The sequence below is a fragment of the Nonomuraea sp. NPDC059007 genome (assembly GCF_042740555.1).
Taxonomy (GTDB): domain Bacteria; phylum Actinomycetota; class Actinomycetes; order Streptosporangiales; family Streptosporangiaceae; genus Nonomuraea.
Map to the genome: position 1 here is coordinate 1 of NZ_JBHYJD010000091.1, position 23,247 is coordinate 23,247.

Consider the following 23,247-nt stretch of genomic DNA (forward strand, 5'->3'; position numbering starts at 1 on the left):
GAGGAGTTGAGCGCGGCCAGCACGCCGAGGAGTATCACCGTCATCCGGGAGGTCCCGCTGAACGCGGCGGGCAAGCCGGACAAACGCGCGCTCAGACCCACGGGGCCGTCGGCCACCAGATGATCTCGAAGCGGCCGAGCAGCCTGCCCACCCAGTACAGGGCGGTGAAGGAGCCCGCGACGACGAACGCCGTGCCGGTGATGACGGCCAGCCGTCCCGGCCTGGCGCCCAGCCAGCGCTGCGCCCGGCCGCCGAGCGCGAGGGCGAGCAGCAGCACGAGCGCCGCCATGACGACGATGTTGCCGAGCGACTGCAGCATGAACGCCAGCGCGCCGTAGAGCGGGTTGTGGCTGGCGGCGGCGTCGCGGAAGAGCTGGCGGAACAGCCCGAACGGCCGGCCGATGAGGAAGGCGCCGATGAGCGCGCCCATGACCAGCATGCGCGCGTTCGGGAAGCGCCGCTCCAGCCGGGCCAGCGGATCCCCGACCAGGCCGAGCGCGGCCAGCCCCAGGAAGACCAGGATCAGCCCGATCAGCCCGAAGGTGACCATCGACTGGATGTTGCGCGCGAGCAGCCCGCCGGCCGGCGGCGAGTTGGCGAACTGCGGCATGGCGGTGCCAGCCAGACCCACCACGAAGCCGTAGACACCGGACACCGCCAGCACGCCCACGGCCAGCCAGCCGAGCGGCTTGAGTGTGCGCGCCATCCGCGCGCCCGCCGAGCTGCCGGCGCCCACCAGGGGCGCGACCGCGCCCATAGCGGCGATGTTGCAGGCGGTGAACGTGCCGGCCAGCCCGGTCACGAAGGCGAAGACGACGCCGGACAGGATCCCCGCGATCGGGGTTTCCGAGGCGTCGTGGCCGAGGAGGGTGTCGGCGACGCTCGCGCCGATGGTCTGGTCGACGAACTCGGCCGACCACACGACGGTCAGCAGGAAGCCGGCCAGCACGCTGAGCAGGACGACCAGCCACCGGCGGGCTGTGGGCCGCTCAGCCGGCGTGGTCGCGGTGGCGCGCAGGGTCATGGGAGGTGTTCCTCTCCTGTTCGAAGTGGCGCTCGCACAGGCGCAGGCGCCTGGCGTGCCAGACCATGTACGTGCCGAGGACGAGCTGGAGCGGGCTGCGCCACACCTCCTCCCATCGATCGCGCAGCCGGAGACAGGCGAGGACGAGCCGCCGGTGCCGTACCCGGCGGCCGCGCGGGGTCATCAGGCAGGGACCGCGGTTGGGCAGCGGGCGGGTGTGCCGGGCGGTGGACGCGAGATCGTGGTCGCGCAGGACCTCCCTGACGACGGCCCCGATGGTGATCGGCGCCAGGTGCCAGGCGGGGCAGGGCCGGTTGGCCGCCACCCCGAACGGGATGTGCCCGCCCGAGCGGTGGAACTCCGGATAGCTGAAACAGAGCACGGAACCGGCCGGGATCGGCTCCGCGCCCTCCAGGCAGATCTCCGCCGAGGTGATCCGGTGCGCGACGCCGAACAGCGGGAAGTCGTGCAGGGTCCGCTCGATGACCGCCTCCAGCGGCCCGTCGGCGCCGTGGGCGGCGATCTCCATGAGCACGTGCGCGGTGGCCTCGGCGCTCTGGACCACCGCCGTGTTGAAGAAGGTGCCCTGGAGGTAGAAGGCGCGCTCGTGCTCGTCGAGGGTCTCGGGCAGCGGGTGCGGCACCTGGCCGAGGGTCTCGCGCAGGTGGCGGGTCAGGCGCAGGCGCCGGTCCATGTGGCGCAGGCCGCAGCACTTCAGCGAGGTGACCACGTCCTCCGAGTGGTCCACGATGAGCTCTCTGACGCCTGGCGGGCAGGGGACGCCGAACACGACCCGGTGGTAGAACTCCGCCCAGACCGGCATCATCAGGTCGCGCAGCCGTACGAGGCCGTTCTGCTGGGGGAGGGCGGCGCGCAGGCTGGCGGTGGCGAGCTCGTCGGCGGTACGGCTCGGCATCGTCAGGATGCGGCGGGTGCAGCGGGCGACGTCGTTGTAGCGGGGGCCGGGTTCCAGGTGTTCCTGGTGGACCTCGGCGCCGGGCGAGAGCCAGTACCAGAACAGGTCCGACAGCGCCGCGCCGCGGCTGCGGCCGTCGGCGGCGGGGTGCGCGTAGAGCTCCATGAAGCGGGAGAGGTCCACGAGGTCGCCGGGCACCGGGATGCCGTCCGCGCCGTTGATGCGGGCGAACAGCCACGTGCGCAGCTTGGTGACGGCGCCGGGCAGCCAGTACGGCAGGCTCAGCAGGACGGCGAGTGCCCCGAGGGTGGCGACCACAACAATCACACCCGGTTCTACGAATGCCGATATGTCCCGAGATTCACCGGAATCTTTTGGGCTGTCCTGAGCCGTACAACTCACATGGAGGTCTTCAACCTGCGCGATTTCGAGGACATGGCCCGGGAGAAGCTCGACCCGGTGTTCTACGACTACTTCGCCAGCGGGGCGCAGGACGAGGTGACGCTCGCGGCCAACGAGGCGGCCTTCCGGCGGCTGGCCCTGGTGCCGAGAATCCTGCGCGGCCACGGCCCGCCCCAGCTCGCGGGCAGAGTGCTGGGGTGCGAGAGCTCGATGCCGGTCCTGCTCGCGCCGACCGCGTTCCACCGGCTGGCCTGGCCCGAGGGCGAGGCGGCCACCGCCCGCGCGGCACGCGAGGCCGGCGTCATCATGATCGCCGCGATGCTGTCCACGATCACCATCGAGGAGATCGCGGCGGCCGGGGGCACGTTGTGGTTCCAGTTGTACATCCAGCCCGACCTGGGTTTCACCAAGTCGCTGGTACGGCGGGCCGAGGCGGCCGGCTGCCGCGCCCTGGTCGTGACCGTGGACTCACCCGCGCTGGGCAGGAACGAACGCGGCGACCGCAATGACTTCCACGACCTGCCGCCGGGCATCTTCTGCGCCAACATGCGCGGCGACGGAAACGTCCGGCAGGTCCGCCTTTCTCCCGAAATTTCGTGGAGGCATGTGGAATGGCTGTGTGGTGAGACGCAGCTCCCCGTCCTGCTGAAGGGCGTCCTGCACCCCGCCGACGCCGCCCAGGCCGTGGACTGCGGTGTGGACGGCCTGATCGTCTCCAACCACGGCGGACGGCAACTCGACACCACCCCCGCCACGATCGACCGGCTGCCCGTGATCGCCGACGTGGTCGGCGGCCGGGTGCCCCTCCTGCTGGACGGCGGCGTACGGCGCGGCACCGACGTGGTGAAGGCCCTCGCGCTCGGCGCCTCGGCCGTCGCCCTCGGCCGCCCGGTGCTGTGGGGACTGGCCGTCGGCGGAGCCGACGGGGTGGCCCGGGTGCTGTCCCTGCTGCGCGGGGAACTGGAGAATGCGCTGACGCTGTGCGGAGCCGACTCGCCGGGCGCGCTGACCAAGGACCAGGTGGTGGGATGAAGGTCATCGGTGTGGGCGTCGGCAGGACCGGCACGCTGTCGCTGAAGGCGGCGCTCGAACGCCTCGGCCTCGGCCCCTGCTTCCACGGCCGCCACGTCCTGGACCACCCCGACCGGCTGCCCATGTGGCGCGCGGCCGCCGCCGGGCGGCCCGTGTCCTGGGAAGCGGTGTTCGCCGGATACGCCTCCAGCGTGGACTGGCCTGGCGCCGCCTTCTGGCCCGAGATCCTCACCACCTTCCCCGGCGCCAAGGTGATCCTGACCGAACGCGACCCCGAGGCGTGGTACGCCAGCGTGTCCAGGACCATCTACCGCATGTTCGGCGACGCCGAGCCCGACGCCCGGGTGGCCGAGGCCAGGCGGACCGTGCCCGGCCTGGACGTGTTCACCGCGTTCCACCGGGCCATGATCTGGGACGGCTTCTTCTCCGGCCGCTTCACCGACCGCGCCCACGCCATCGCCGTCTACGAGGAGCACAACGCGGAGGTCCGCCGGGCGGTGCCGTCCGAGCGGCTCCTGGTGATCGAGCCGGGATCGGGGTGGGGTCCGCTGTGCGACTTCCTGGGCGTGCCGGCGCCGGGCGAGCCGTACCCGCACCTCAATGATCCTGAACGGTTCTGGGCGCGGGTCGAGGCCCGGATGGCGGAGTCCCGTCCCGCTCCCTAGACGGAGCGTCAGGTACGGCGGGCGCTCACCACCGCGAACGACAGGAACTCGCCCTGGTCCGCCTCCAGCATCGCGATCGTCTGCCCGGCGGCGTCGCCGGGGCGGTGCTCCATGCAGGCGCGGGCCCACAGGAGCCAGTCGTTCCAGCCGCCGGGCTGCAGGCGCGCGGACGTCACCGTGACCAGCTCGGTGATCTCCCACTGGAAGCGCCACCACTCGGCGGTGTGCCAGGCGAGCGCCTCCCAACCCACCAGGGCCTTGATGTGCGGCGGGATCGCGCCGAGTTCGCGGATCTCGGCGGTCATGCCGGGGGTGGCGATCCCGAGCTGACCGCCCGGCTTGAGGAAGCTCGTGATGTAGGCGAGGTAGCCGTCCGCGGTGCCGAAATACTCGTAGGAGTCGATGCTGACGATCGCGTCAAAAGACTCTTTCTCGAACGGCAGCGCGTGGGCCTCGGCGTTGACCGCCTGCACCCGGTCGGCGACCCCCGCCTCCGCGAACACGCCCGCCGCCGTGTCCGCCGCCACCCAGAGGTCGGCCGCCACCACCTCTACGCCGAACTCCCTGGCCAGGAACACCGACGTCGCCCCCATGCCGGAGCCCAGGTCCAGGACGCGCATGCCCGGCTTCAGGTCGAGGTCGCGGGACAGGTCCTCCAGCAGCCACAGGGGATGCGGGCCCATGTCCAGGCCGACCACCCAGGCGGGGTCGTAGTGGGAGGAGCGGGGATAGACGTCGGGGCGGTGCAGTTCACTCAGCGCGGTCACAGGGCGGCATCCCACCACGTCACCACCCCCACCAGCAATCCAATATCCCCACCCACCCACCGGGCCTCCCCGAACTGCCCGCTCAGGGTCCGGGCACCCCCAGAGCCTGTGCGTCTGCCGGTCGTCGGGGCGTCGCGCAGGGTGTCGAGCGGGTGGCGCGTTGAGGTGCCGGGCGGGGCCTTCCGGCCGGGGGTGTCGGCTGGTCACGTGGGGAGGGGCTGCTCGGGCTGGACAGGCGGTGGCGGGAGGAAGATCACGGGGGCGGTGGTGACCAGTGGTCAGAGGGTGCGGGGCGGCGACTGCAGGGTGGGTCGGGGGTGGCGGGTCGCAGGTGGTTAGGGGGTGGTGGTCAGGGCGGTGCGGATGCGGGCCAGGCCGCGGCGGATGCGGGTCTTGGCGGTGCCCAGCGGGATGCCTTCGCGGTCGGCGATCTCCTGGGCGGTCAGGCCGTACAGGATCGACAGGACGAGCGGGCGGCTCTGGGAGGCGGGGAGGGCGAGGAGTTCCTCTTGGATGCGTTCTACTCGGGCGCCGGGGTCGGGGCGGGGCGCCGGGATGGGTAATCGCCACGGGTCCACGGGCAGGTCGCGGCGCAGGCGGACGGCGTCGACCGCCAGGTTGCGGGTGATGGTGAGGAGCCAGGTCGCGACCCGGCCGCGGCCGGGGTCGTACGCGGCGGCGTGCCGCCACGCCCGGACGAAGGCGTCCTGGGCCACCTCTTCCGCCAGGCACGGGTCGGCGACCACGCTCAGCGCCAAGCCGTACACTCTGGGTTGAAAGCGCCGCACGAACACGGCCGCCGCATCGGTGTCACCCGATGCCATTCCTGCCATGAGCGTCTCATCGGAGAGTGTCCACACATCCCACGACGATTCCCGCTGGGGGATGGTTCAAAGTTGAATGGCTGTTTTTATGCCCGGAAATCTGCGAATTCAAAGCCGGGCGAGACCACGCAGCTGACCAGAACCTCCTGAGCGGCCGCCGGGCGGGCCGACTGCCACACGCCGCCGGGCACGATCGCCTGCGGGACCTGCCCGTTCTCGACGTCCGGGCCCAGGACCACATGCTGGTCGCCGATGGTCAGGCCGAGCGGGCCGCCCCGGTGCCACAGCCACACCTCGTCCGAGCGCACCACGTGCGGGACCGACTCCTCGCCGGGCATCAGCAGGAAGTAGATGCCGGTGGCACTGGCCCGCTCGCCGTCGTAGCCGCCGGGGGTGAAGCGGGCGGTGGTCTTCCAGGTCTGGCGGTACCAGCCGCCCTCGGGGTGGGGGAGCAGGTCGAGCGCGGCGGCGACCGGCGGGCGGGGCACGAAGGCGACGGCCTTGCCGTGGACGTCGCGGCGCAGGAACCGGTCGCCGTCCAGGACGAGCTGGCCGTCCGTCGTGCCGGCCAGGGCCAGGGCCTCGGCCTCGCCGGCGACCTGAGTGGCCGGTCCGTCAGGGTAAAGGGTGAGATCCACGGGAGCGATGCTAGTCGGGGTTGACGACGAGGCCGGGGACGTCGGTCAGCGGGGTGAGGTCGAGACCGTCGGCCGGCAGGACGCTGACCAGCTTGAGCGTGGGCAGCCGGGCGATGATCGACACGTCGGTGACGTCGGTGTGGTGGAGGCGCAGATATTCGAGGGGCGGGCCCGCCGACACCACGGCCTCCAAGCACTCGGGGACGCCGTGGAGGTCGCGCAGGGTGATCGAGAACAGATCGCGCGCGTGGGCGAGGGCCGAAGGAGACAGGCGCTGCCGGACTCCTCGGAAGGAGACGACCCTGAGCTCCGTCTGCCGCGACAGCGCCTGCGTCGAGAACTCTTCCTCCAGGAGGCTCAGGCCCAGCTGCTGGAGCCGCGGGAGCCGGTCGAGGAAGGCGAGATCGGGCTCGTGGACCGCGCCCCACAACCAGAGGCCGAACAGGCTCTCCATGTCCTGGAGGGGAGTCAGGTCCAGCGGCCGGTCGGTCCGCAGCCACAGGCGTTTCAGGCCGGTCAGGAAGCGGACGGGCCCGAGGTCGCCCGCCAGCTCCGACAACTCCAGGAACTCGAGTTGCGGCATGTCCTTCAGGAATGCCAGCGATTCGACCCTCTGGTCGATCCACAGGGCGGTCATCCGCTTCAGGTGCCGCAGGTTCCGCAGTTCACGCGGGTCGGTGACGACGATCCGCGGTGGGTCGGGGATCGCCGCGAGCACGTCGAGCGCGTAGCGGCGGGAGTCGAAGAAGCGCCACATGTCGACGACCGTGAGCTGCACCGGCCGCCGGGGGTCGGTGGCGAAGGCGGTCAGTTTCCTGACGGCGGCCTCGCCGTTGATCAGGCCGGTCATCCGCACCGTCAGCGCCGCCTGCAGCGGGGTGAACGCCGCCAGGTCGTCGGGCACGCGGCGCAGGATCTCCTCGCCCGCCGCCGCCAGGATTCTGGCCTCGTCCTCGCTGCGCGGCGGGATCACCTCGGCCAGGCACGCCTCCACCCGCTCGCGCAGCTCCAGCGGGATCTCCCTGATCGTCTCCAGGCAGGACGCCACCAGCAGTCGCAGCCGCCGCGTGTGCCGTCCGCCGTCGTCGGCCCGGTCCAGGAGGCCGCGCAGCAGGTCGCGGCGCAGGCGGCCGGTGGCGTGCCCGGCGGTCATGACGACGACCTCGCGCCACTGGTCCAGGTGGGCGCGTTCGACGGCCGCCTCGACGTCGTCGTCCTCGACGAGCTGGCCCGCCGCCAGGTACTCCTGCACGGTCTTGTGGGCGAAGTCGATCCTGCCGGGCACCGGTTCGCGCAGCACGCCACTGCGCCGCAGCAGGTACTCCAGCACGTCCGCCGCCTGGTACGGCATGCGCGTCATCCCGGTCAGCCGCTGCTCGATGCGGCGCAGGGCGGTGGCCTTGGCCAGTTCGGAACGGCCCATGGAGACCACGCGCCAGGCCAGGTCACGCAGGATCCAGATCTTCTGCTCCGGGTCGAGGACGATGTCGTCCTGGATGCCGCGTTCGGCGTCACGCCGTTCGAGAAGGAGGGTGAGGACGGCGTCGTACAGGGCCATCCTGCTGCGGGGCAGCTGGGTGCGGCGGTCGAGGTTGAGCGCGCACAGCATGGCGGCCAGCAGCGGGGTGGAGGCCAGCAGGCGCAGGTGGGGGTTGCTCTCCAGGCGGGCGAGCAGGGCGCGTTCGTAGGAGGGCAGGTCGTCGGCGTGGCAGGGCAGGCTGGGGCACTCGCGCATGGCCACGTGCCACTGGCGGACAAGTTCGCCGAGGTCGTGCGGGGTCATGGGCTCCAGCAGGGCGGCGGTGAACCCTTCGTCGGCCAGCCAGCGCACGTCGGCCGCCGCGGGCCGGGAGGTCACCACGACGCGCAGTTCCGGGTTGGCCGCGAGGAGCCTGGACAGCCACTGGCGGACGGCGTTGCGGTGCCGTACCAGAAGCTCGTCGACGCCGTCGACCAGCAGCAGGCCGCGGCCGGACGCGAGCACGCGCTCGGCCCAGCCGCGCGGCATCAGTCCCGCGACCTCCTGGGCGACGTCGTCGAGCAGGTCGGCGGGGGCGGGCAGGCGGCCGTCGGCGTGGCTGCGCAGCTTGACCATGAGGGGGACGCGGCCGTTCCAGGCGGCCAGGTCGCCGGTGAAGCCGCGGCGGGCGGCGGTCAGGGCGAGCCAGCGCAGCAGCGTGCTCTTGCCGGATCCGGCCTCGCCGCGCAGCAGGGTGAGGCGGCCGAGCGCGGACTCGATGCGGCGGCTGCCGGGCTCGCTCTCGTCGCGGCCGGTCAGCGACGAAGGCGCGAGGCGTTCCAGCGGGCGGCGCTCGTGGTCGGCGCTGACGGTGAGCGAGATGTAGGCGACGCTGAGGGAGGTGCGCGGGCGGTAGGTCTCCATGGGCACGCCGAACAGCTCGATCTCGTCGAGGGTGCGGCTGAGGAAGGCCAGGTAGTGCTGCTCGAAGGCGAGGTCGTCCTGGGAGCCCTCTGGGGCTTCGAGCGTGCGGACGGGCAGGCGGGCCAGGACGCGTTCCATGCCCTCGGCCAGGCCGCTGAGGCGGGCGAGGTTCTCGGTCGCGGCGCGCGGCAGGTACGGGGGGAGCTGCTGCATCATGCCGACCAGGCAGGCCACGCACTCGGCCAGCAGCACGCCGTAGAGCGCGTCCTCGGTGGTGCCGAGGCGGGGCGGCGCGACGGTGTCGAGCACGCGCCTGGCCAGCCGCGCGGGGTCGGCGTCGGCGTTGAACAGCGCCTCGTCGGACAGGTCCGCCGTGCGCAGCGACTCGACGACCTCCAGGAGTACGGCGGAGCGGGCGTCCTCGCCCAGCCCGCGGTACTCCTGCTCGACCAGGTCACGCAGCCGGGACTCGACGGCCATGGCCATACCTTCGAGCTGGTTGCCGAACTTCCTGGGGGCCAGCCGGTCACGGAAGCCGCTCTGGATCATGTCCTTGAGCTGGGCGTCGCGGTCCCGGTTCGCGGCACGGGCGGCGAGCCATTCGCGCATCGCGCGTTCCGCGATGGCCTTGCCCGCCGCCACGACCGCCGTCTCCACACCTGGCATAAATGCGATCATGCCGGAAATCTCACCCCTTCACGGCACCCCCCAGCAGACCCGCCACGAACTGCCGCTGGAACACCAGGAAGACCAGCATCAGCGGCAGCGTGGCGAGGAACGCGCCGAGCATGAGCCCCGCGTAGTCCACGTGGGACAGCCCGATCAGGTGGTTCAGCGCCACCGGCACGGTGTAGCGCTCCTCGGAGTTGAGCATGAGCAGCGGCCAGATGAAGGAGTTCCACTGCGTCATGAACGTGAAGATCACCAGCGCGCCGAGCTGCGGCCGGACCACCGGCAGCACGATCCGGTAGAAGATCCGCATGTCACCGGCCCCGTCCAGGCGCCCGCTCTCCAGCAGCTCGTCCGGGAAGTCGAGGAACGCCTGGCGCATGAGGAAGATCCCGAAGGAGTTGGCCAGGAACGGGATGATGATCGCCTGGTAGGTGTCGACCCAGCCGATGCTGGCCATCATCTGGAACAACGGCACCAGCAGCACCTGGAACGGCACCATCATCGTGGCCAGGACGACTCCCAGGAGCAGGCCCCGGCCGCGGAAGCGGTACTTGGCCAGGCCGTACCCGCACATCGCCGACACCAGCGAGCTGAGCGCGGTGTAGACGAGCGCGGTCCAGATGCTCGTGGCCATGACCCGCGCGAAGTGCACGGACTCCTCAAGCTTGACGATGTTGGCCAGCAGGTCGCCGCCGGGCAGGAACGGCGGCGGGGAGGCGAACAGCTCGCTGCCGTCGTGGGTGGCCGCCACGATCATCCAGTAGAACGGCACCACGCTCACCAGGGCGCCCAGCACCGCCAGCACCCACACGAGCCGCCTCATGCGCGCTCCTTCCCGGACGTACGCGAGCCGAAGTAGCGGAACTGCACCCAGGACAGCGCCCCGATCAGCGCCACGACCGCCCACGCGATCGCCGCCGCATAACCGAAGTCGAACTGCTTGAAGCCGACCTGGTAGAGGTAGAGGATCGGCGTCAGCGTGGCGTCGCCGGGCCCGCCGCCGGTCAGCACCAGCGGCTCGTCGAACAACTGCAGCGTCCCGATCGTCGAGGTGATCGAGCAGAACAGCACGACCGGCCGCAGCTGCGGCAGGATCACCCGCCGGAACGCGGTCAGCGGCCCGGCGCCGTCGATGGCCGCCGCCTCGTACTGCTCGCGCCCGATCCCCTGCAGCCCGGCCAGCAGGATGACCGCGTTGTACCCCACCCAGCGCCAGGTCAGTGACGCGATCAGCGCCACCCGGGCCCAGAACGGGTCGTTCAGCCAGTCCACCTGCAGCCCGAGGAACTGGTTGACCGCCCCGCCCTCGGTGCGCAGCAGCACGCGGAACACCACCGCGTACGCCACCAGCGTCGTCACCGCCGGCAGAAAGTACGCCACGCGGAGCGTCGCGCGGAACTTCAGCCACGACTGGTTGAGCACGTAGGCCAGCACGGTCGCAAGACCGATCATCACTGGCACCTGGACCACGAGGATCAGCCCGGCGTTGGCCAGCGACCGCAGGAACGACGGGTCGCGCACCAGCCGCGCGTAGTTCCCGAACCCGCCTTCGAGACTCTGCAGCAGCGACGCGGCCAGCGGGTAGGCGAAGAAGAGCGCGAGCAGCGCCGCCGCCGGTCCCGCGAAGACCCATCCGACGGTACGGCGACGCCGGCCGTACCGGCGCCGGGTCCTGGGGACATCGACCGCGACGGAGCTCACGAGGCGATCTCGCGCTGGGTGGCGGCGGCGAGCTGCTCGGCCGCGCTGTCCAGCACCGTCTTGGGGTCCTCGCCGTTGAGCAGGCAGGCCGAGACGGCCTTCTTCAGCAGCTCCTCCGCCTGCTTGTCGTCACCGGTCAGCTCCACCGGCGGGATCTGCTTCACCTGGTCGGCGAACATGCGGTTGACCTTCTCGCCGCCGAAGTACGGCTGCGGCTCATCGAACAGCGGGTCGCTCAGCGCGGGCAGGTAGGCGGGGAAGAGCGCCTCGGTCCGCATCATCGAGACCTGCCGCTCCTTGCTCGCGAGCATCCAGTCGAGGAAGGCCCACGCGGTCTGCTGGTTCTTGGTCTGCGCGGTGATCGACAGCGCCGACCCGCCATTGGCCGAGGTACGGCTGCCGCCGGCGTCGAAGGCGGGCAGCGGGACGACCCCGAACTTGCCCGACAGCTCCGGCATGTCGGCCGTCAGCGTGCCGCTCCACCAGGCGGCGGTCGGCTGGGTGGCGGCCTTGCCCTGCTTGGTGGCGGTGACGCGGCCGTCCCAGCCCTTCTCGTTCTGCAGGAGGTCCTTGTCCTTGAGCGTCTTGAGCAGGGTGAGCGCGCGGACCGCGCTGGTGGAGTTGACCGCGACCTTGCCGTCGACGAAGTAGCCCTGGCCGAGCTGCTGCAGGAGCGTGGTGAACCCGGCGGCGGTGCTCAGGTCGGAGACGAACAGGCGCTTGCCGGTGGCCTGCTTGATCTTCTCGCCGGCCTTGACCGCGTCGTCCCAGGTGGCCAGCGAGCCGGGGTCGACCTTGGCCTTCTCGAAGTAGTCGCGGCGGTAGTACAGGCCGACGGGGGCGGAGTCCCAGGGCAGGGCGTACAGGCCCTTGGCGGTGGAGGCGGCCTTCCACTTGGCCGGGTCGAAGTCGGCCTTGTACTTGCCGGCCACCGAGGTGAGGTCGACCAGGCCGCCGGGGAAGTTCTCGGCGTAGCCGGGGACGGCGGTGTCTTCGAGCGTGATGATGTCGGGCAGGCCGGCGCCCGACTTGAGGCCCACGGTGATCTTGTCGTAGGCGTTGTCGTAGCCGATGTCGGTGACCTTGACCTTGACGCCCGGGTTGGCCTTCTCGAACTCCGGGGCCAGCCGTTGGAGCGCCTTGGCGGCGACATCCCACGACCAGATCTCGATATTTCCGGACACCTTGGCATTCGCGGATTGAGTGATCTTCGGCGCTTCCTTGGCCGGGACGCCGCCGGTGGCGCAGGAAGCGGTGAGAACGAGTGATAGCCCGGCGATGGCTCTCTTCACGGGGTAGCTCCCGGTGGTATGTCACGTGATGTATTCTGAGTTTTGAATACAGTAGACGTGTGGTCCCGGTCACGCCAGTCCCTTTGCCAGGAAATGTCGGTCTCGCCCACTACGCTGCATCGAGTGATCTCCGAAACCGCAGCTCAGACCGCGCGGCACGCGAGAGTGGCCGCCGGGCTGGCCGAGCTGGAGCGGTGGCTCGGCGACCAGGTACGGCTCGGCCTGGGCCAGGCGGGGGATCGCGACTGGGATGATCTGGTCAAGCGGCTGGTCGACGCCCAGGCGCCCGGGGCGGCCGGCCTCGTGGCGCGGTTGGAGCGGGTGCGGGCCGCGGCGGGCTGGCCTGGTGCGCTGCTGTCAGAATACGCCCTGCTCAACCTGCTGGCCGTGGCGTACCGGCGGCGTGCAGAGCTGCCCCCGGCCTTGGCGCGGACCGTGCTGACCCGGGTCGGATTCACGACCTCGCGGGCGGAGGTGCTGGCCGAGCCGCACGTCCGTGACCGTTGGCTGGTGCTCGGAGTCCGGGACGAGCCGCTCGACCACGTGACCGCCCGGCGCGTGTGGCTGCGTGGCCAGGCCACGGGCCGTCCGGCCCTCATCCTGACCTTCACCCCCGCCGCCCACCCCATGGACGAGACACCGCCGCCCGGCTCCACCCTGGAGGCGGCCCTGGCCTTCTATCCCGCCGCCGCCCCGTTACGCGCCCTGATCGCCGGCCCGGACGGGGAGGAGCCGCCGGAGTTCGCCCGCCCCGGCATTCCCGCGCCCGGTCCGCACGGCACCTTCCCCGCGCCGGACGCGGTGGCAGGGCTTGATCTCCACGAGGACTCTTCCGTGCCCGGCCGGAGGGTCCGGGAGGATTTCGGGGCGGTTTCGGTGGCGGCCGCCCTGGAGGAGGTGGCCGGGGCGCTGGCGGCCGATCCCTGGACGGACGCGTGGCCGTTGCTGCTGGACGCGGTGGTGCCGGGGCGGGCCGACCTCGGGGGGCTGCCGCTGCACCCGGCCTGTCACGACCCGTGGCGGCTGATCGCGGTCTCCGGCGGCGGGCCGGTGACGGTGGCCGCCGAGTGGACGCCGCGCGGGCTGCGCCCGCTGACGGTGTGGGACGACGACGCCAGGCCGGTGCCCCTGTGAACGGCCCGGCGGGCAACGAACCCGTGCACGTCCCGGTCAGCGACGAGCCTGCGCTCGGCCCTGTGAACGACGAGCCCGTGCACGCCCCCGTGAGCGACGAGCCCGCGCGCGGTCCGGTAGGTCGCCCCGTGTGGGAGGAGATGGTCTCCACCGCTCTGGTGGGGACGGCGCGCCGGCCGTACCGGGGAGAACTGCTGGGGGATGCGGCGGTCGAGGTCGTGCGGCGGCGGGCCGGGCAGGTGCCCCTCAGCCGGCGGGACGGTGAGCAGGCGGAGGCGGAGGAGCGCGCGGCGGTGCCGTGGCGGGCGGCGGAGCGGCTCGGGCGGATTCTGGGCGGCGAGCACGGCAGGGTGCTGGGCGAGTGGCTGGCGGTGGCGGCGGCGAGCGGGCGCAGGGTGCCGCCGCACGTCCTGCCCGACCTGCTCGAACGCGGCAGGCGCGACCGGTCGATCAGGGCGTGGCTCGGCGTGCTGGCCGGGCGGCGCGGGCGGTGGCTGGCCGCACGGAACCCGGCCTGGGCCTTCCTGCTCGACGAGCCCACCGGCGAGAGCTGGGAGTACGGCTCGCCCGCCGACCGCCGCGCCCACCTGCGGGCCGTCAGGGCGGCAGACCCGGCGGCGGCACGGGCGCTGCTCGAGGGCACGTGGGAACGGGAGACGCCGGAAGATCGGGCGGAGTTCATGGAGGCGCTGGTCGTGGGCCTGAGCATGGCCGACGAGCCGTTCCTGGAACGCGCCCTGGACGACCGCCGCCGCGAGGTACGCCAGTCGGCGGCCAACCTGCTGGCAGGGCTGCCGGGCTCCCGGCTGGCCGGGCGGATGGCGCAGCGGGCGGCGGACTGCCTGGTGGTGTCCGGCGGCCGCATCGAGGTACGGCCGCCGCGCGAGTGCGACGCGGCGATGGAGCGTGACGGCGTGCGGGCCAAGCCGCCGCGGGGGATCGGCGAGCGGGCGTGGTGGCTGCAGCAGGTGGTGGCGCGGGCGCCGCTGCGGATGTGGGCCGAGCCGCGGGTGATGCTCGGGCTGCGGATCTCCGACTGGGACGCCGAGGTCAAGGCGGGATGGGTGCGGGCGGCGGTGCTGCAGCGGGAGGCGGGGTGGGCGCGGGCGATGTTCGCGCACGATCCGATCGCGGATCTGCTGGGTGTGCTCCCGTCGGAGGAACAGCAGGAACTAGCCGCCGAGTTCGTGAAAAATCAGGACATGGATAGCCAGCTCATCATGGTCCTCGGCGGCGTCGAACGGCCGTGGGGGGCGGCGCTGGCGGCAGCCGTACTGAACAAGATCGCCATGATCGCGGCCACCCAGCCCTGGAACCTCGGCGAGCTCGCCAGGCTCGCCGGTGAACGCGTCGATCCGGAGCTGCATCCGCTGGCCGGGCAGAGCGGCGCGGCGGAGGTGGCCGAGGTGCTGCGGTTCCGGGCGGACATGGTGGAGGAACTGGGAAGGGAGAGCGCATGACGGTCCTGCGGGCCCATGCGGAGGACGAGTACGCCGAGGAGCTGGCGCTGCTGGCCAAGGAGGACGACCGGCCCAGGCCGCCCGGCTGGGCGCTGTCGCCCTGGGCCGTGACCGCGTACGTGCTGGGCGACGGGGGCCGGATCTCCCCCAAGTACGTGGGCGCCCGCCGTATCGTCGAGGTCGCCGTCGCCACGCTGGCCACCGACCGGGCGCTGCTGCTGCTCGGCGTCCCCGGCACGGCCAAGACGTGGCTGTCCGAGCACCTCGCCGCGGCGATCAGCGGCGACTCCACGCTGCTGGTCCAGGGCACCGCGGGCACCCCCGAGGAGGCCGTCCGCTACGGCTGGAACTATGCCCGGCTGCTGGCGGAAGGTCCCTCCCGCGACGCGCTCACGCCGAGCCCGGTCATGCGCGCGATGGCCGAGGGCCGCATCGCCAGGGTGGAGGAGCTCACCCGGATGCCCTCCGACGTCCAGGACGCGCTGATCACCGCGCTGTCGGAGAAGACGTTGCCGATCCCCGAGCTCGACACGGAGGTCCAGGCCCAGCGCGGCTTCAACCTCATCGCCACCGCCAACGACCGCGACCGCGGCGTGAACGAGCTGTCCAGCGCGCTGCGCCGGCGCTTCAACACCGTCGTGCTGCCGGTCCCCGCCACGGCCGAGGAGGAGATGGAGATCGTCACCCGCCGCGTCGCCCAGCTCGGCCGTTCCCTGCAGCTGCCCGAGACCACGACCGGCCTGGAGGAGATCCGGCGGGTGGTCACCGTCTTCCGCGAACTGCGCGACGGCGTCACCGAGGACGGCCGCACCAAGCTCAAGTCGCCCAGCGGCACCCTGTCAACGGCCGAGGCCATCTCGGTGCTGACCAGCGGCATCGCGCTGGCCGCCCACTTCGGCGACGGCGTGCTGCGGGCCGCCGACGTGGCCGCCGGGCTCGTCGGCGCCGTCGTGCGCGAACCGGCCGCCGACCGGGTGGTGTGGCGCGAGTACCTGGAGACCGTGGTGCGCGAACGCCCGGACTGGCATGACTTCTACCGGGCCTGCCGCGAGGTCTCATGATCGAGGTTTTCGGCGTCCGGCATCACGGGCCCGGGTCGGCGCAGGCCGTACGGGAGGGCCTGGCGCGGCTGCGGCCGGACGCGATCCTCATCGAGGGCCCGCCCGAGGCCGACGCGCTCGTCCGCTTCGCCGCCGGGTGCGAGCCGCCGGTCGCGCTGCTCGCGCACGTTCCCGGCGACCCGTCGCGGTCGGCCTTCTGGCCGTTCGCGGTGTTCTCGCCGGAATGGCAGGCCATCCTGTACGGCACGCTCCACGGCGTCCCGATCCGCTTCTGCGACCTGCCCGCCGCCCACCTGCTGGCTCCGGAGGGCGGCGGCGAACGCGGCGTACGCGACCCGATCGGCGAGCTGGCCGCGGCCGCCGGGCACGACGACCCGGAACGCTGGTGGGAGGACGTGGTCGAGCACCGGGCCGGCGCCGCGCCGCCGTTCGAGGTGATCGGCGAGGCCATGGCGGCACTCCGGGAGGGCTACACGCCGGACGCCTTCGAGGCCCGGCGCGAGGCGTACATGCGGCGTGTCCTGCGCGCGACCGTCAAGGCGGGACATGAGCGGATAGCGGTGGTCTGCGGCGCCTGGCACGTGCCCGCCCTGGCCGGTCCGCCGCCGCCCGTGAAGGCCGACGACGCGCTGCTGCGCGGCCTGCCCAAGGTGAAGGCGGCGCTGGCGTGGGTGCCGTGGACGTACGAGCGGCTGGCGATCCGCTCCGGCTACGGCGCTGGGGTGGGCTCGCCCGGCTGGTACCACCACCTGTTCACGGTGGCCGACCGGCCGGTCGAGCGGTGGCTGGGCGCGGCCGGAGCGGTGCTGCGCGAGGAGGGACTGGCCGTGTCGTCCGCGCACGTCATCGAGGCCGTACGGCTGGCCGAGAGCCTGGCCGCCCTCCGCGGCCGCCCTCTGCCGGGGCTGAGCGAGGTCACCGAGGCGGCCAGGGCGGTGCTGTGCGACGGCGACGAGCTGCGGGTCGCGCTGATCCAGCGCCGCATGGTCGTCGGCGACCGCCTGGGCCACGTGGGCGACGACGCCCCGCTCGTACCCCTGCAGCGCGACCTGCGCGAGCGGCAGCGCCACCTCCGCCTCCACCCTGCCGCCCGGGAGGAGCCGGCCGCCCCGCCCGTACGCGAGCTGGAGCTGGATCTGCGCAAGACGCTGGACCTGGGCAGGAGCCACCTGCTGCACCGGCTGCGGCTGCTCGGCGTGCCCTGGGGGGTGCCGGGGGAGGCGCGAGGCAAGGGGACGTTCAGGGAGACCTGGCGGCTGGAGTGGCGGCCGGAGTTCGACCTGGCGCTGATCGAGTCCGCGGCGCTCGGCACCACGGTGGAGGCCGCGGCCACCCGCCGCGTGCTGGACCTGGCGCCGACCGGCCAGAACCTGGGCGAGCTCGCGGCGACGGTCGAGAAATGCCTGCTGGCCGAGCTGCCCGGCGCGCTGCCCGGCGTCCTCGCCGCCCTGTCGGAGCGGGCCGCGCTGGACGCCGACATCACGCACCTGATGAGCGCGCTCCCGGCGATCGTCCGCGCCCACCGCTACGGCGACGTCCGGGGGACACCGGCCGAGGGACTGGCGGCGGTCGCCCGCTCGATGCTGGACCGCGTCAGGGCCGGACTTCCCGCCACGCTGCCCGGACTGTCCTGGCAGGCAGCGGGCGCGATGCTGGCCCAGGTGGACGGCGTGCACGCCGCGGTCGACCTGCTCGGCGACCCGGCGGCCCGCGAGCGCTGGCTGGCCACGCTCCTCGGGATCTGCGACACCCCCGGCGCGCACGGCCTGGTCGAAGGACGGCTGACGCGGATCCTGCTGGACGCGGGCGCGCTGGCCGACGCCGAACGGCGGCTGGCGCGGGCCACCTCGCGCGGCGGCGGGCCGGCCAGGGCGGCGGCGTGGATCGAGGGGTTCCTGGCCGGGGGCGGGCTGCTGCTGGTGCACGACGCGCGGCTGCTGGACCTGGTCGACGCCTGGATGAGCGGGCTGTCCGGTGCGCAGTTCACGGAGGTGCTGCCGTTGCTGCGGCGGACGTTCGGCGGCTTCGCCGTACCGGAGCGCAGGGCGATCGGGGATCGGGTGCGGTCGGGCGCGGGCGGCGGGCGGCCCGAGCGGGAGGTCGACGAGCGGCGGGCGGCGCCGGCCGAGCGGACCGTGCTGACGATACTCGGGAGGGCCCATGGATGAACGGCTGCGCAGGTGGCGGCTGGTGCTCGGCGGCGGCGAGGCGGACGGCACCGGCCTCGGCCTGCACGGCGACGACGCCCGGATGGACGCGGCGCTCGGGTCGCTGTACGAGAGCGGGGAGCGGGGCGGGCTGGGGGCCTCGGCGCCCAGGGTGGCCCGCTGGCTGGGTGACGTGCGCACCTACTTCCCGCCCGGTGTCGTGCGGGTCATGCAGCAGGACGCGATCGACCGGCTCGACCTGACCCGGCTGCTGGTCGAACCCGAGATGCTGGAGGCGGTCGAGCCGGACGTGCACCTGGCCGCCACGCTGCTGTCGCTGGCCAAGGTGATGCCGGACGAGGCGCGCGAGTCGGCGCGGGCGCTGGTCAGGGCGGTGGTCGGCGACCTGGAGAAGCGGCTGACGGCCAGGACGCGGACGGCCGTGGCGGGGGCGCTGGACCGGGTGGCGCGCACGCGGCGGCCGCGCCGTACCTCCGATGTCAACTGGAACCGGACGATCCTCGCCAACCTCGGCCACTACCTGCCCGACCGCAACACCGTGGTGCCCGAGCGGCTGGTCGGGCACGCCCGCAAGCGGCGCTCGCTCCGCCGCGACGTCGTGCTGTGCGTCGACCAGAGCGGCTCGATGGCGGAGTCGGTGGTGTACGCGGGGGTGTTCGGCGCGGTGCTGGCCTCGATCCCGGCGCTGCGCACCCGCATGGTGGTCTTCGACACCGCGGTGGCCGACCTCAGCGACCTGCTGCACGACCCGGTCGAGCTGCTGTTCGGCACCCAGCTGGGCGGCGGCACCGACATCAACCGGGCGCTGGCCTACTGCGAGGGGCTGCTCGAACGCCCGGCCGACTCGGTCCTGGTGCTGCTCAGCGACCTGTTCGAGGGCGGGATCAGGGACGAGATGCTGCGCAGGGTCGCCGCGATGAGCGGGGCGGGGGTGCGGGTGATCGTGCTGCTCGCGCTGTCGGACGAGGGCACGCCGCTGTTCGACCGCGACAACGCCGCCGCCCTTGCCGCGCTGGGCGTGCCCGCGTTCGCGTGCACGCCCGACGCCTTCCCCGAGCTGATGGCGGCCGCGATCGAGGGCCGTCAGCCGGCCGCCCCGTAGATGCCCTAGGCCGGATTGCCTAGGTCCTGCGCCCGATGTGCCTGACCTGGGATGATCGTAGGTTGCCTGTCATGACAACTGTTGCTGAAGCCCCACCTGCCCCACTAAGCGTGATCTCGCGGAAGTACCGCTCGCTGAGCTTCGGGCTGGTCGCGCTCGTCACCCTCGTCGCGTTCGAGGCGATGGCCGTGGCCACCACGATGCCCGTGGTCGCCCGCGAACTCGGCGGCATGCACCTGTACAACCTGGCCTTCAGCGCGACCCTCGCCGCCAGCGTCATCGCCACCGTCCTCGGGGGCCGGTGGTCGGACGTGCGCGGCCCCCTCCAGCCCATGGGCACCGGCGTCGTGACGTTCGTCGCCGGTCTGCTGCTGGCCGGATTCGCCCCCACGATGGAGATCTTCATCGCCGGGCGCTTCGTCCAGGGCCTGGGCGCCGGATTGATCCAGGTGTCGTTGTACGTGGTGGTCGCCCGGGTCTACCCGGGTTCCATGCACCCCAAGGTCTTCGCCTTGTTCTCCGCCGCCTGGGTGGTCCCCTCGATGGTGGGCCCGGCCATCGCCGGACTCGTCGTCGAGCAGGTCGACTGGCGCTGGGTCTTCCTCGGCGTCGCCGTGATCGTCGTGCCCGCCGCCCTGCTCCTGTGGCGCGGCACCGCCGGCTCCGACGTCCGCTCCGGCGCCGCGGAACCCGCCCCCGGCCTCGGCCGCAAGCTCGTCTGGGCGGCGCTGACCGCCGTCGCCGCCGCGCTCATCCAGTACGGCAGCGCCCTCGGCCTGGCCGGTCTGCCCCTGCTCGTCGCCGGTGTCGTCGTCCTGGCCGTGGCCCTGCCCCGGCTCCTGCTCAAGGGTTCCCTGCGCGCCGCCCCCGGCCTGCCGACCGCCCCGGTCCTGCGCGGCCTGGCCTTCGGCTCCCTGACCGCCTCCCAGGTGCTCATCCCGCTCATGCTCATGAACGAGCGCGGCCTGTCCCCGATCGGCGCCGGCATCGTCCTGACCGTCGGCGCGCTCGGCTGGTCCACCGGCTCCTGGTTCAAGGGCCGCGGCACCATCAGCAACATGGCCGCCCTGCGCGGCGGCGCCCTCATGATCGCTCTCGGGATCGCGCTGGTCAGCCTCGTGCTCGTGGACGCCGTCCCGCTCGCCGTCGCCTACGTCGCCATGGCCGTCTCCGGGCTCGGCATCGGCGCCCTCCACCCGACCGTCTCCGTGCTGGTGCTGGAGATGTCCAAGCAGGGCGAGGAGGGCAACAACTCCGCGGCCGTCGGCGTCGGCGAGTCCGTCTTCACCGTCGTCGCGGTCGCCGTCACCGGCGCCCTGTTCACCGCCACCCAGGAGACCTACATCGCCGGTTTCGCCTTCACCTTCGGCCTCGCCATCCTCGGCGCCATCCTGGCCCCCCGTTTTGCCCAGTCCGCGAAGACGGGCACACTGGAGGGGACCGCGTCATAAAAGGGGGGTACATGCCGCGAGTGCGGGAGCTTGAGGTCTTCAGGCTCGTCCTGCCGTTCGGCGGACGCCAGGAGACCCTGCTCGTCAAGCTCACCGACCACGGTGGCATGACCGGCTGGGGCGAGGCGATCGCCCCCGAGGCCAAGACCTGGACCAACCTTGAGGAATCCCTCGGCGCCCGGCTCATCGGCGTCGACTGGGAACACCCCGACAGCGCGCCCAGCGGCGACCCGGCCGTGGACATGGCCTGCTGGGACCTCTGGACCAGGATGCGGGGCGTGCCGCTGGCGCACGCGCTGGGCGGCAGCCGTACCTCGTTGATGGCGACCGTACGGCTGACGCCGGACCCGTCACTGGAAAGCCTGGTCTCCCGCGTGAACCAGCAGGTGTGCGCCGGATACGGCCACGTGACGCTGGACATCAGACCGGGCTGGGACGTAGAGCCGGTGCGGGCGGTGCGGGCGGCGTACCCGGCGCTGACGCTCGCGGTGGACGGGGCCGGGTGCTACACCACCCCCGAGCAGCTCATCGCCCTGGACTCCTACGGCCTGGAAGTGATCGAGCGCCCCTTCGCCGTCTCGGACCCCTACCTGCACGCGACCCTCCAGGACCAGGTGTCGGCGGCGGTGGCGGTGGAGGCGAGCACGGCAGCTGAACTTGACGACTACCTGACATTGCGGGCAGGGCGGGTGCTGCTGCTGCGTCCCGCGGCGTTCCCGTCGCTGAGCGAGACCCGCAGAGCCCATGACCGGGCGGCAGCGGCGGGCTGGGACATCCAGTGCACCGGCGGCCAGGGCGCGGGCTTGGCAAGAGCGGCGACGGTGGCGGTCGCGAGCCTGCCGGGATGCACCCTGGCGTGCGACGTGACCCAGCCGCCACGCAACAACCAGATCGTGGACCCGATCGTGGGCGCGAACGCGGGCGTGATCGCCGTCCCGTTCACCCAGCCCGGCCTGGGCCACACGATCGACGAACCCCGCGTACACCGCCTGGCCAAGGACCGGTTCCGCGCCTGAAAAGCAAGGCATGCTTCCAGTCGAGCTGAAGCTCGACCCCTGAAGGTCCTCGCTCCGCTCGGACGTCCTGCCTGCGGCCCCACCCGTTGACCAGAGCGGTGGCCGCCCCCTTCCGCCCACCCGACAGGCGGCCGGTCGCGTTGCCTGGGCCGCCTGGGCTGACCAGCGGCCCCCCAACCACCAGGGCACGGTGTGGCGAAGTAGGCCAGGGCTTCGGGCTCATCTCCATCGCTGACCACGACGGTCGCCAGGACAGGCGTCACGACCGGAGACGGCAGCACTCTCGGTGAGGATGCTCCACGGGCCGGCGAAAGGCTGTTCACGAGCCTGCTAGCCCCCGCTGGGATCCCTCTCGGTGGCGACAGCGGAGGCGGAGAGGAGGGTCGCGGCGGCGAGGCTGCCCCAGAGGGCGGCCGGGCCGTGGGGTGCCAGAGCGGTGATGACCGCCGGTGAGGCGGCGAGGCCGAAGCCCGTGGAGAGCTGGAAGCGGGCGAGGGCGCGTCCCAGGACATGGGCCGGGGCGAGGGCGGTGACGAGCGCGGTGGCGCTGCCGGCGTAGACGATCTCGCCGAGGGTGCAGATCACGGACACCACGGCTACGGCCGGGGCGGCCCAGCCGGGCCCCAGGGAGGTGGCCGCGAGGAAACCGAGGTAGGACGCGGCCAGTACCACGCCGGACAGAGCCAGCACGGTCCGCCGGGAGAAGCGGGACAGCAGGACGGTGACCGGCACCTGCAGGGTGATCACCAGCACCGTGTTGGCCACGAAGATGACCGCCGGCCACACCGGGGAGGCGTGCATCTGAGTGACCAGGACCAGGGGGAGCGCGATTTCGGGGACGTTGAGGCAGAAGACGTAGATCACGTTGGCACCCAGCAGGGCGCGCATCCGGGGGGCGGGCGCGCTGTCCTTGGCCGGCGCGGCGGCCGGATGAGCGTGCACGTGGACCGACCACGCCAGCGCCGCCGCGGCGAGGTAGGCGAGCCCGGTCACGGCTGCCAGCGCCTGCAACGCGGTGGTACCGCCTGCCAGGAACGCGGTGGCGAGGAGTGCGCCGGCGCCCAGGCCGGCGTTGCGCAGGGCGCGGCCACCCGCGAGGGCGGCGTCGCGTTCGCGGCCGTGGGCGATCGTGGCCACGAGGGCGGCGTGGGCGGCCGGCCATGCCTGGTTGCCGATGCCGAGGAAGAGTGCCGCCGTCGCGAACAACCAGACGTTCCCCGCAGGGGTGGCCAGCAGCAGGGCCACGCCCAGTACCCGCACCAGCATCGACGCCGCCACGACCGTGCTGCGTGGGCCCCGGTCCAGCCATCGGCCGACCGCGGGCACGCACGCCAGGCCCGCGACGGCGCCGGCCGTCATGGCGATGCCGGTGGCCGGCGCGGACAGCCCCAGCACCGTCACCCCGTACAACAGCAGAAAGGGCCGCAGCAGGCCGGTGCCGAGCGCGTCCACGACCAGGGCGACGGCATAGCGCGGGCCTCCGGAGGCACGGACGAGGGCACCGGGACGGATCTTGGTGGTGGTGGCCATGGCGTCAAC

General features: G+C 72.6%; 19 protein-coding genes. 9 read left to right on the plus strand and 10 right to left on the minus strand.

Translation table 11 applies throughout. The features are described from left to right. Nucleotides 1-91: 91 nt before the first annotated feature. The gene (locus ACFWY5_RS56520; protein WP_379640164.1) at nucleotides 92-1,024 is read right to left on the minus strand and encodes a hypothetical protein; all 933 of its coding nucleotides are present in this window, start codon (nucleotides 1,022-1,024) and stop codon (nucleotides 92-94) included. Next, on the minus strand, nucleotides 990-2,267 hold the full coding sequence (locus ACFWY5_RS56525; RefSeq protein ID WP_379640165.1) for a hypothetical protein: 1,278 nt from the start codon (nucleotides 2,265-2,267) through the stop codon (nucleotides 990-992). Before ACFWY5_RS56525 ends, ACFWY5_RS56520 begins: the two co-directional genes overlap by 35 nt. A 75-nt stretch (nucleotides 2,268-2,342) precedes the next feature. Here ACFWY5_RS56525 and ACFWY5_RS56530 point away from each other — a divergent pair, with 75 nt between their 5' ends. Both ACFWY5_RS56530 and ACFWY5_RS56535 read left to right on the plus strand, forming a co-directional pair. Continuing rightward, nucleotides 2,343-3,374 carry an alpha-hydroxy acid oxidase gene (locus ACFWY5_RS56530; protein ID WP_379640166.1) on the plus strand — a complete coding sequence of 344 codons (1,032 nt, stop codon included), beginning with the start codon at nucleotides 2,343-2,345 and terminating at the stop codon, nucleotides 3,372-3,374. Next, complete coding sequence (locus ACFWY5_RS56535) at nucleotides 3,371-4,039, plus strand: sulfotransferase family protein (protein ID WP_379640167.1); 669 nt, start codon at nucleotides 3,371-3,373, stop codon at nucleotides 4,037-4,039. The genes ACFWY5_RS56530 and ACFWY5_RS56535 overlap by 4 nt, the downstream gene beginning before the upstream one ends. Nucleotides 4,040-4,047: 8 nt before the next feature. Here ACFWY5_RS56535 and ACFWY5_RS56540 read toward each other — a convergent pair whose 3' ends face one another. From ACFWY5_RS56540 to ACFWY5_RS56570, 7 genes are all read right to left on the minus strand, one after another. Further along, entirely contained in the window at nucleotides 4,048-4,806 is a 759-nt protein-coding gene (locus ACFWY5_RS56540) for an SAM-dependent methyltransferase (RefSeq protein WP_379640169.1), read from the minus strand. A 335-nt stretch (nucleotides 4,807-5,141) separates the two neighbouring features. Then, on the minus strand, nucleotides 5,142-5,639 hold the full coding sequence (locus ACFWY5_RS56545; RefSeq protein ID WP_379618905.1) for an RNA polymerase sigma factor: 498 nt from the start codon (nucleotides 5,637-5,639) through the stop codon (nucleotides 5,142-5,144). 77 nt (nucleotides 5,640-5,716) lie between these two features. Continuing rightward, complete coding sequence (locus tag ACFWY5_RS56550) at nucleotides 5,717-6,268, minus strand: cupin domain-containing protein (protein WP_379640170.1); 552 nt, start codon at nucleotides 6,266-6,268, stop codon at nucleotides 5,717-5,719. Nucleotides 6,269-6,278: 10 nt separating this feature from the next. Next, on the minus strand, nucleotides 6,279-9,317 hold the full coding sequence (locus tag ACFWY5_RS56555) for an NACHT domain-containing protein (RefSeq protein WP_379640171.1): 3,039 nt from the start codon (nucleotides 9,315-9,317) through the stop codon (nucleotides 6,279-6,281). Nucleotides 9,318-9,339: 22 nt separating this feature from the next. After that, entirely contained in the window at nucleotides 9,340-10,146 is an 807-nt protein-coding gene (locus ACFWY5_RS56560; protein ID WP_379618911.1) for a carbohydrate ABC transporter permease, read from the minus strand. Continuing rightward, nucleotides 10,143-11,024: a carbohydrate ABC transporter permease gene (locus tag ACFWY5_RS56565; protein ID WP_379618913.1), complete on the minus strand. Its 882-nt coding sequence runs from the start codon at nucleotides 11,022-11,024 to the stop codon at nucleotides 10,143-10,145. The genes ACFWY5_RS56560 and ACFWY5_RS56565 overlap by 4 nt, the downstream gene beginning before the upstream one ends. Next, on the minus strand, nucleotides 11,021-12,316 hold the full coding sequence (locus ACFWY5_RS56570) for an ABC transporter substrate-binding protein (protein WP_379640172.1): 1,296 nt from the start codon (nucleotides 12,314-12,316) through the stop codon (nucleotides 11,021-11,023). The genes ACFWY5_RS56565 and ACFWY5_RS56570 overlap by 4 nt, the downstream gene beginning before the upstream one ends. A gap of 123 nt (nucleotides 12,317-12,439) precedes the next feature. Here ACFWY5_RS56570 and ACFWY5_RS56575 point away from each other — a divergent pair, with 123 nt between their 5' ends. From ACFWY5_RS56575 to ACFWY5_RS56605, 7 genes are all read left to right on the plus strand, one after another. Then, complete coding sequence (locus tag ACFWY5_RS56575) at nucleotides 12,440-13,450, plus strand: SWIM zinc finger family protein (protein ID WP_379640174.1); 1,011 nt, start codon at nucleotides 12,440-12,442, stop codon at nucleotides 13,448-13,450. Further along, nucleotides 13,447-14,910: a DUF5691 domain-containing protein gene (locus ACFWY5_RS56580; protein ID WP_379640176.1), complete on the plus strand. Its 1,464-nt coding sequence runs from the start codon at nucleotides 13,447-13,449 to the stop codon at nucleotides 14,908-14,910. Before ACFWY5_RS56575 ends, ACFWY5_RS56580 begins: the two co-directional genes overlap by 4 nt. Continuing rightward, complete coding sequence (locus tag ACFWY5_RS56585; RefSeq protein WP_379618922.1) at nucleotides 14,907-15,971, plus strand: AAA family ATPase; 1,065 nt, start codon at nucleotides 14,907-14,909, stop codon at nucleotides 15,969-15,971. Before ACFWY5_RS56580 ends, ACFWY5_RS56585 begins: the two co-directional genes overlap by 4 nt. Beyond that, a complete protein-coding gene (locus ACFWY5_RS56590; RefSeq protein ID WP_379640177.1) occupies nucleotides 15,968-18,139 on the plus strand; it encodes a DUF5682 family protein in 2,172 nt (723 codons plus the stop codon). The genes ACFWY5_RS56585 and ACFWY5_RS56590 overlap by 4 nt, the downstream gene beginning before the upstream one ends. Next, the gene (locus ACFWY5_RS56595) at nucleotides 18,132-19,241 is read left to right on the plus strand and encodes a VWA domain-containing protein (protein WP_379640179.1); all 1,110 of its coding nucleotides are present in this window, start codon (nucleotides 18,132-18,134) and stop codon (nucleotides 19,239-19,241) included. Before ACFWY5_RS56590 ends, ACFWY5_RS56595 begins: the two co-directional genes overlap by 8 nt. Before the next feature lie 110 nt (nucleotides 19,242-19,351). Beyond that, a complete protein-coding gene (locus tag ACFWY5_RS56600) occupies nucleotides 19,352-20,692 on the plus strand; it encodes an MFS transporter (protein ID WP_379640180.1) in 1,341 nt (446 codons plus the stop codon). An 11-nt stretch (nucleotides 20,693-20,703) separates the two neighbouring features. Further along, nucleotides 20,704-21,708, plus strand: coding sequence for an enolase C-terminal domain-like protein (locus ACFWY5_RS56605; protein ID WP_379618930.1), 1,005 nt, complete (start codon nucleotides 20,704-20,706; stop codon nucleotides 21,706-21,708). Between the two features lie 330 nt (nucleotides 21,709-22,038). On the opposite strand, the gene ACFWY5_RS56610 is transcribed toward ACFWY5_RS56605, so the two are convergent. Further along, on the minus strand, nucleotides 22,039-23,247 hold a 1,209-nt coding region (locus tag ACFWY5_RS56610), incomplete at its 5' end, for an MFS transporter (protein WP_379640181.1).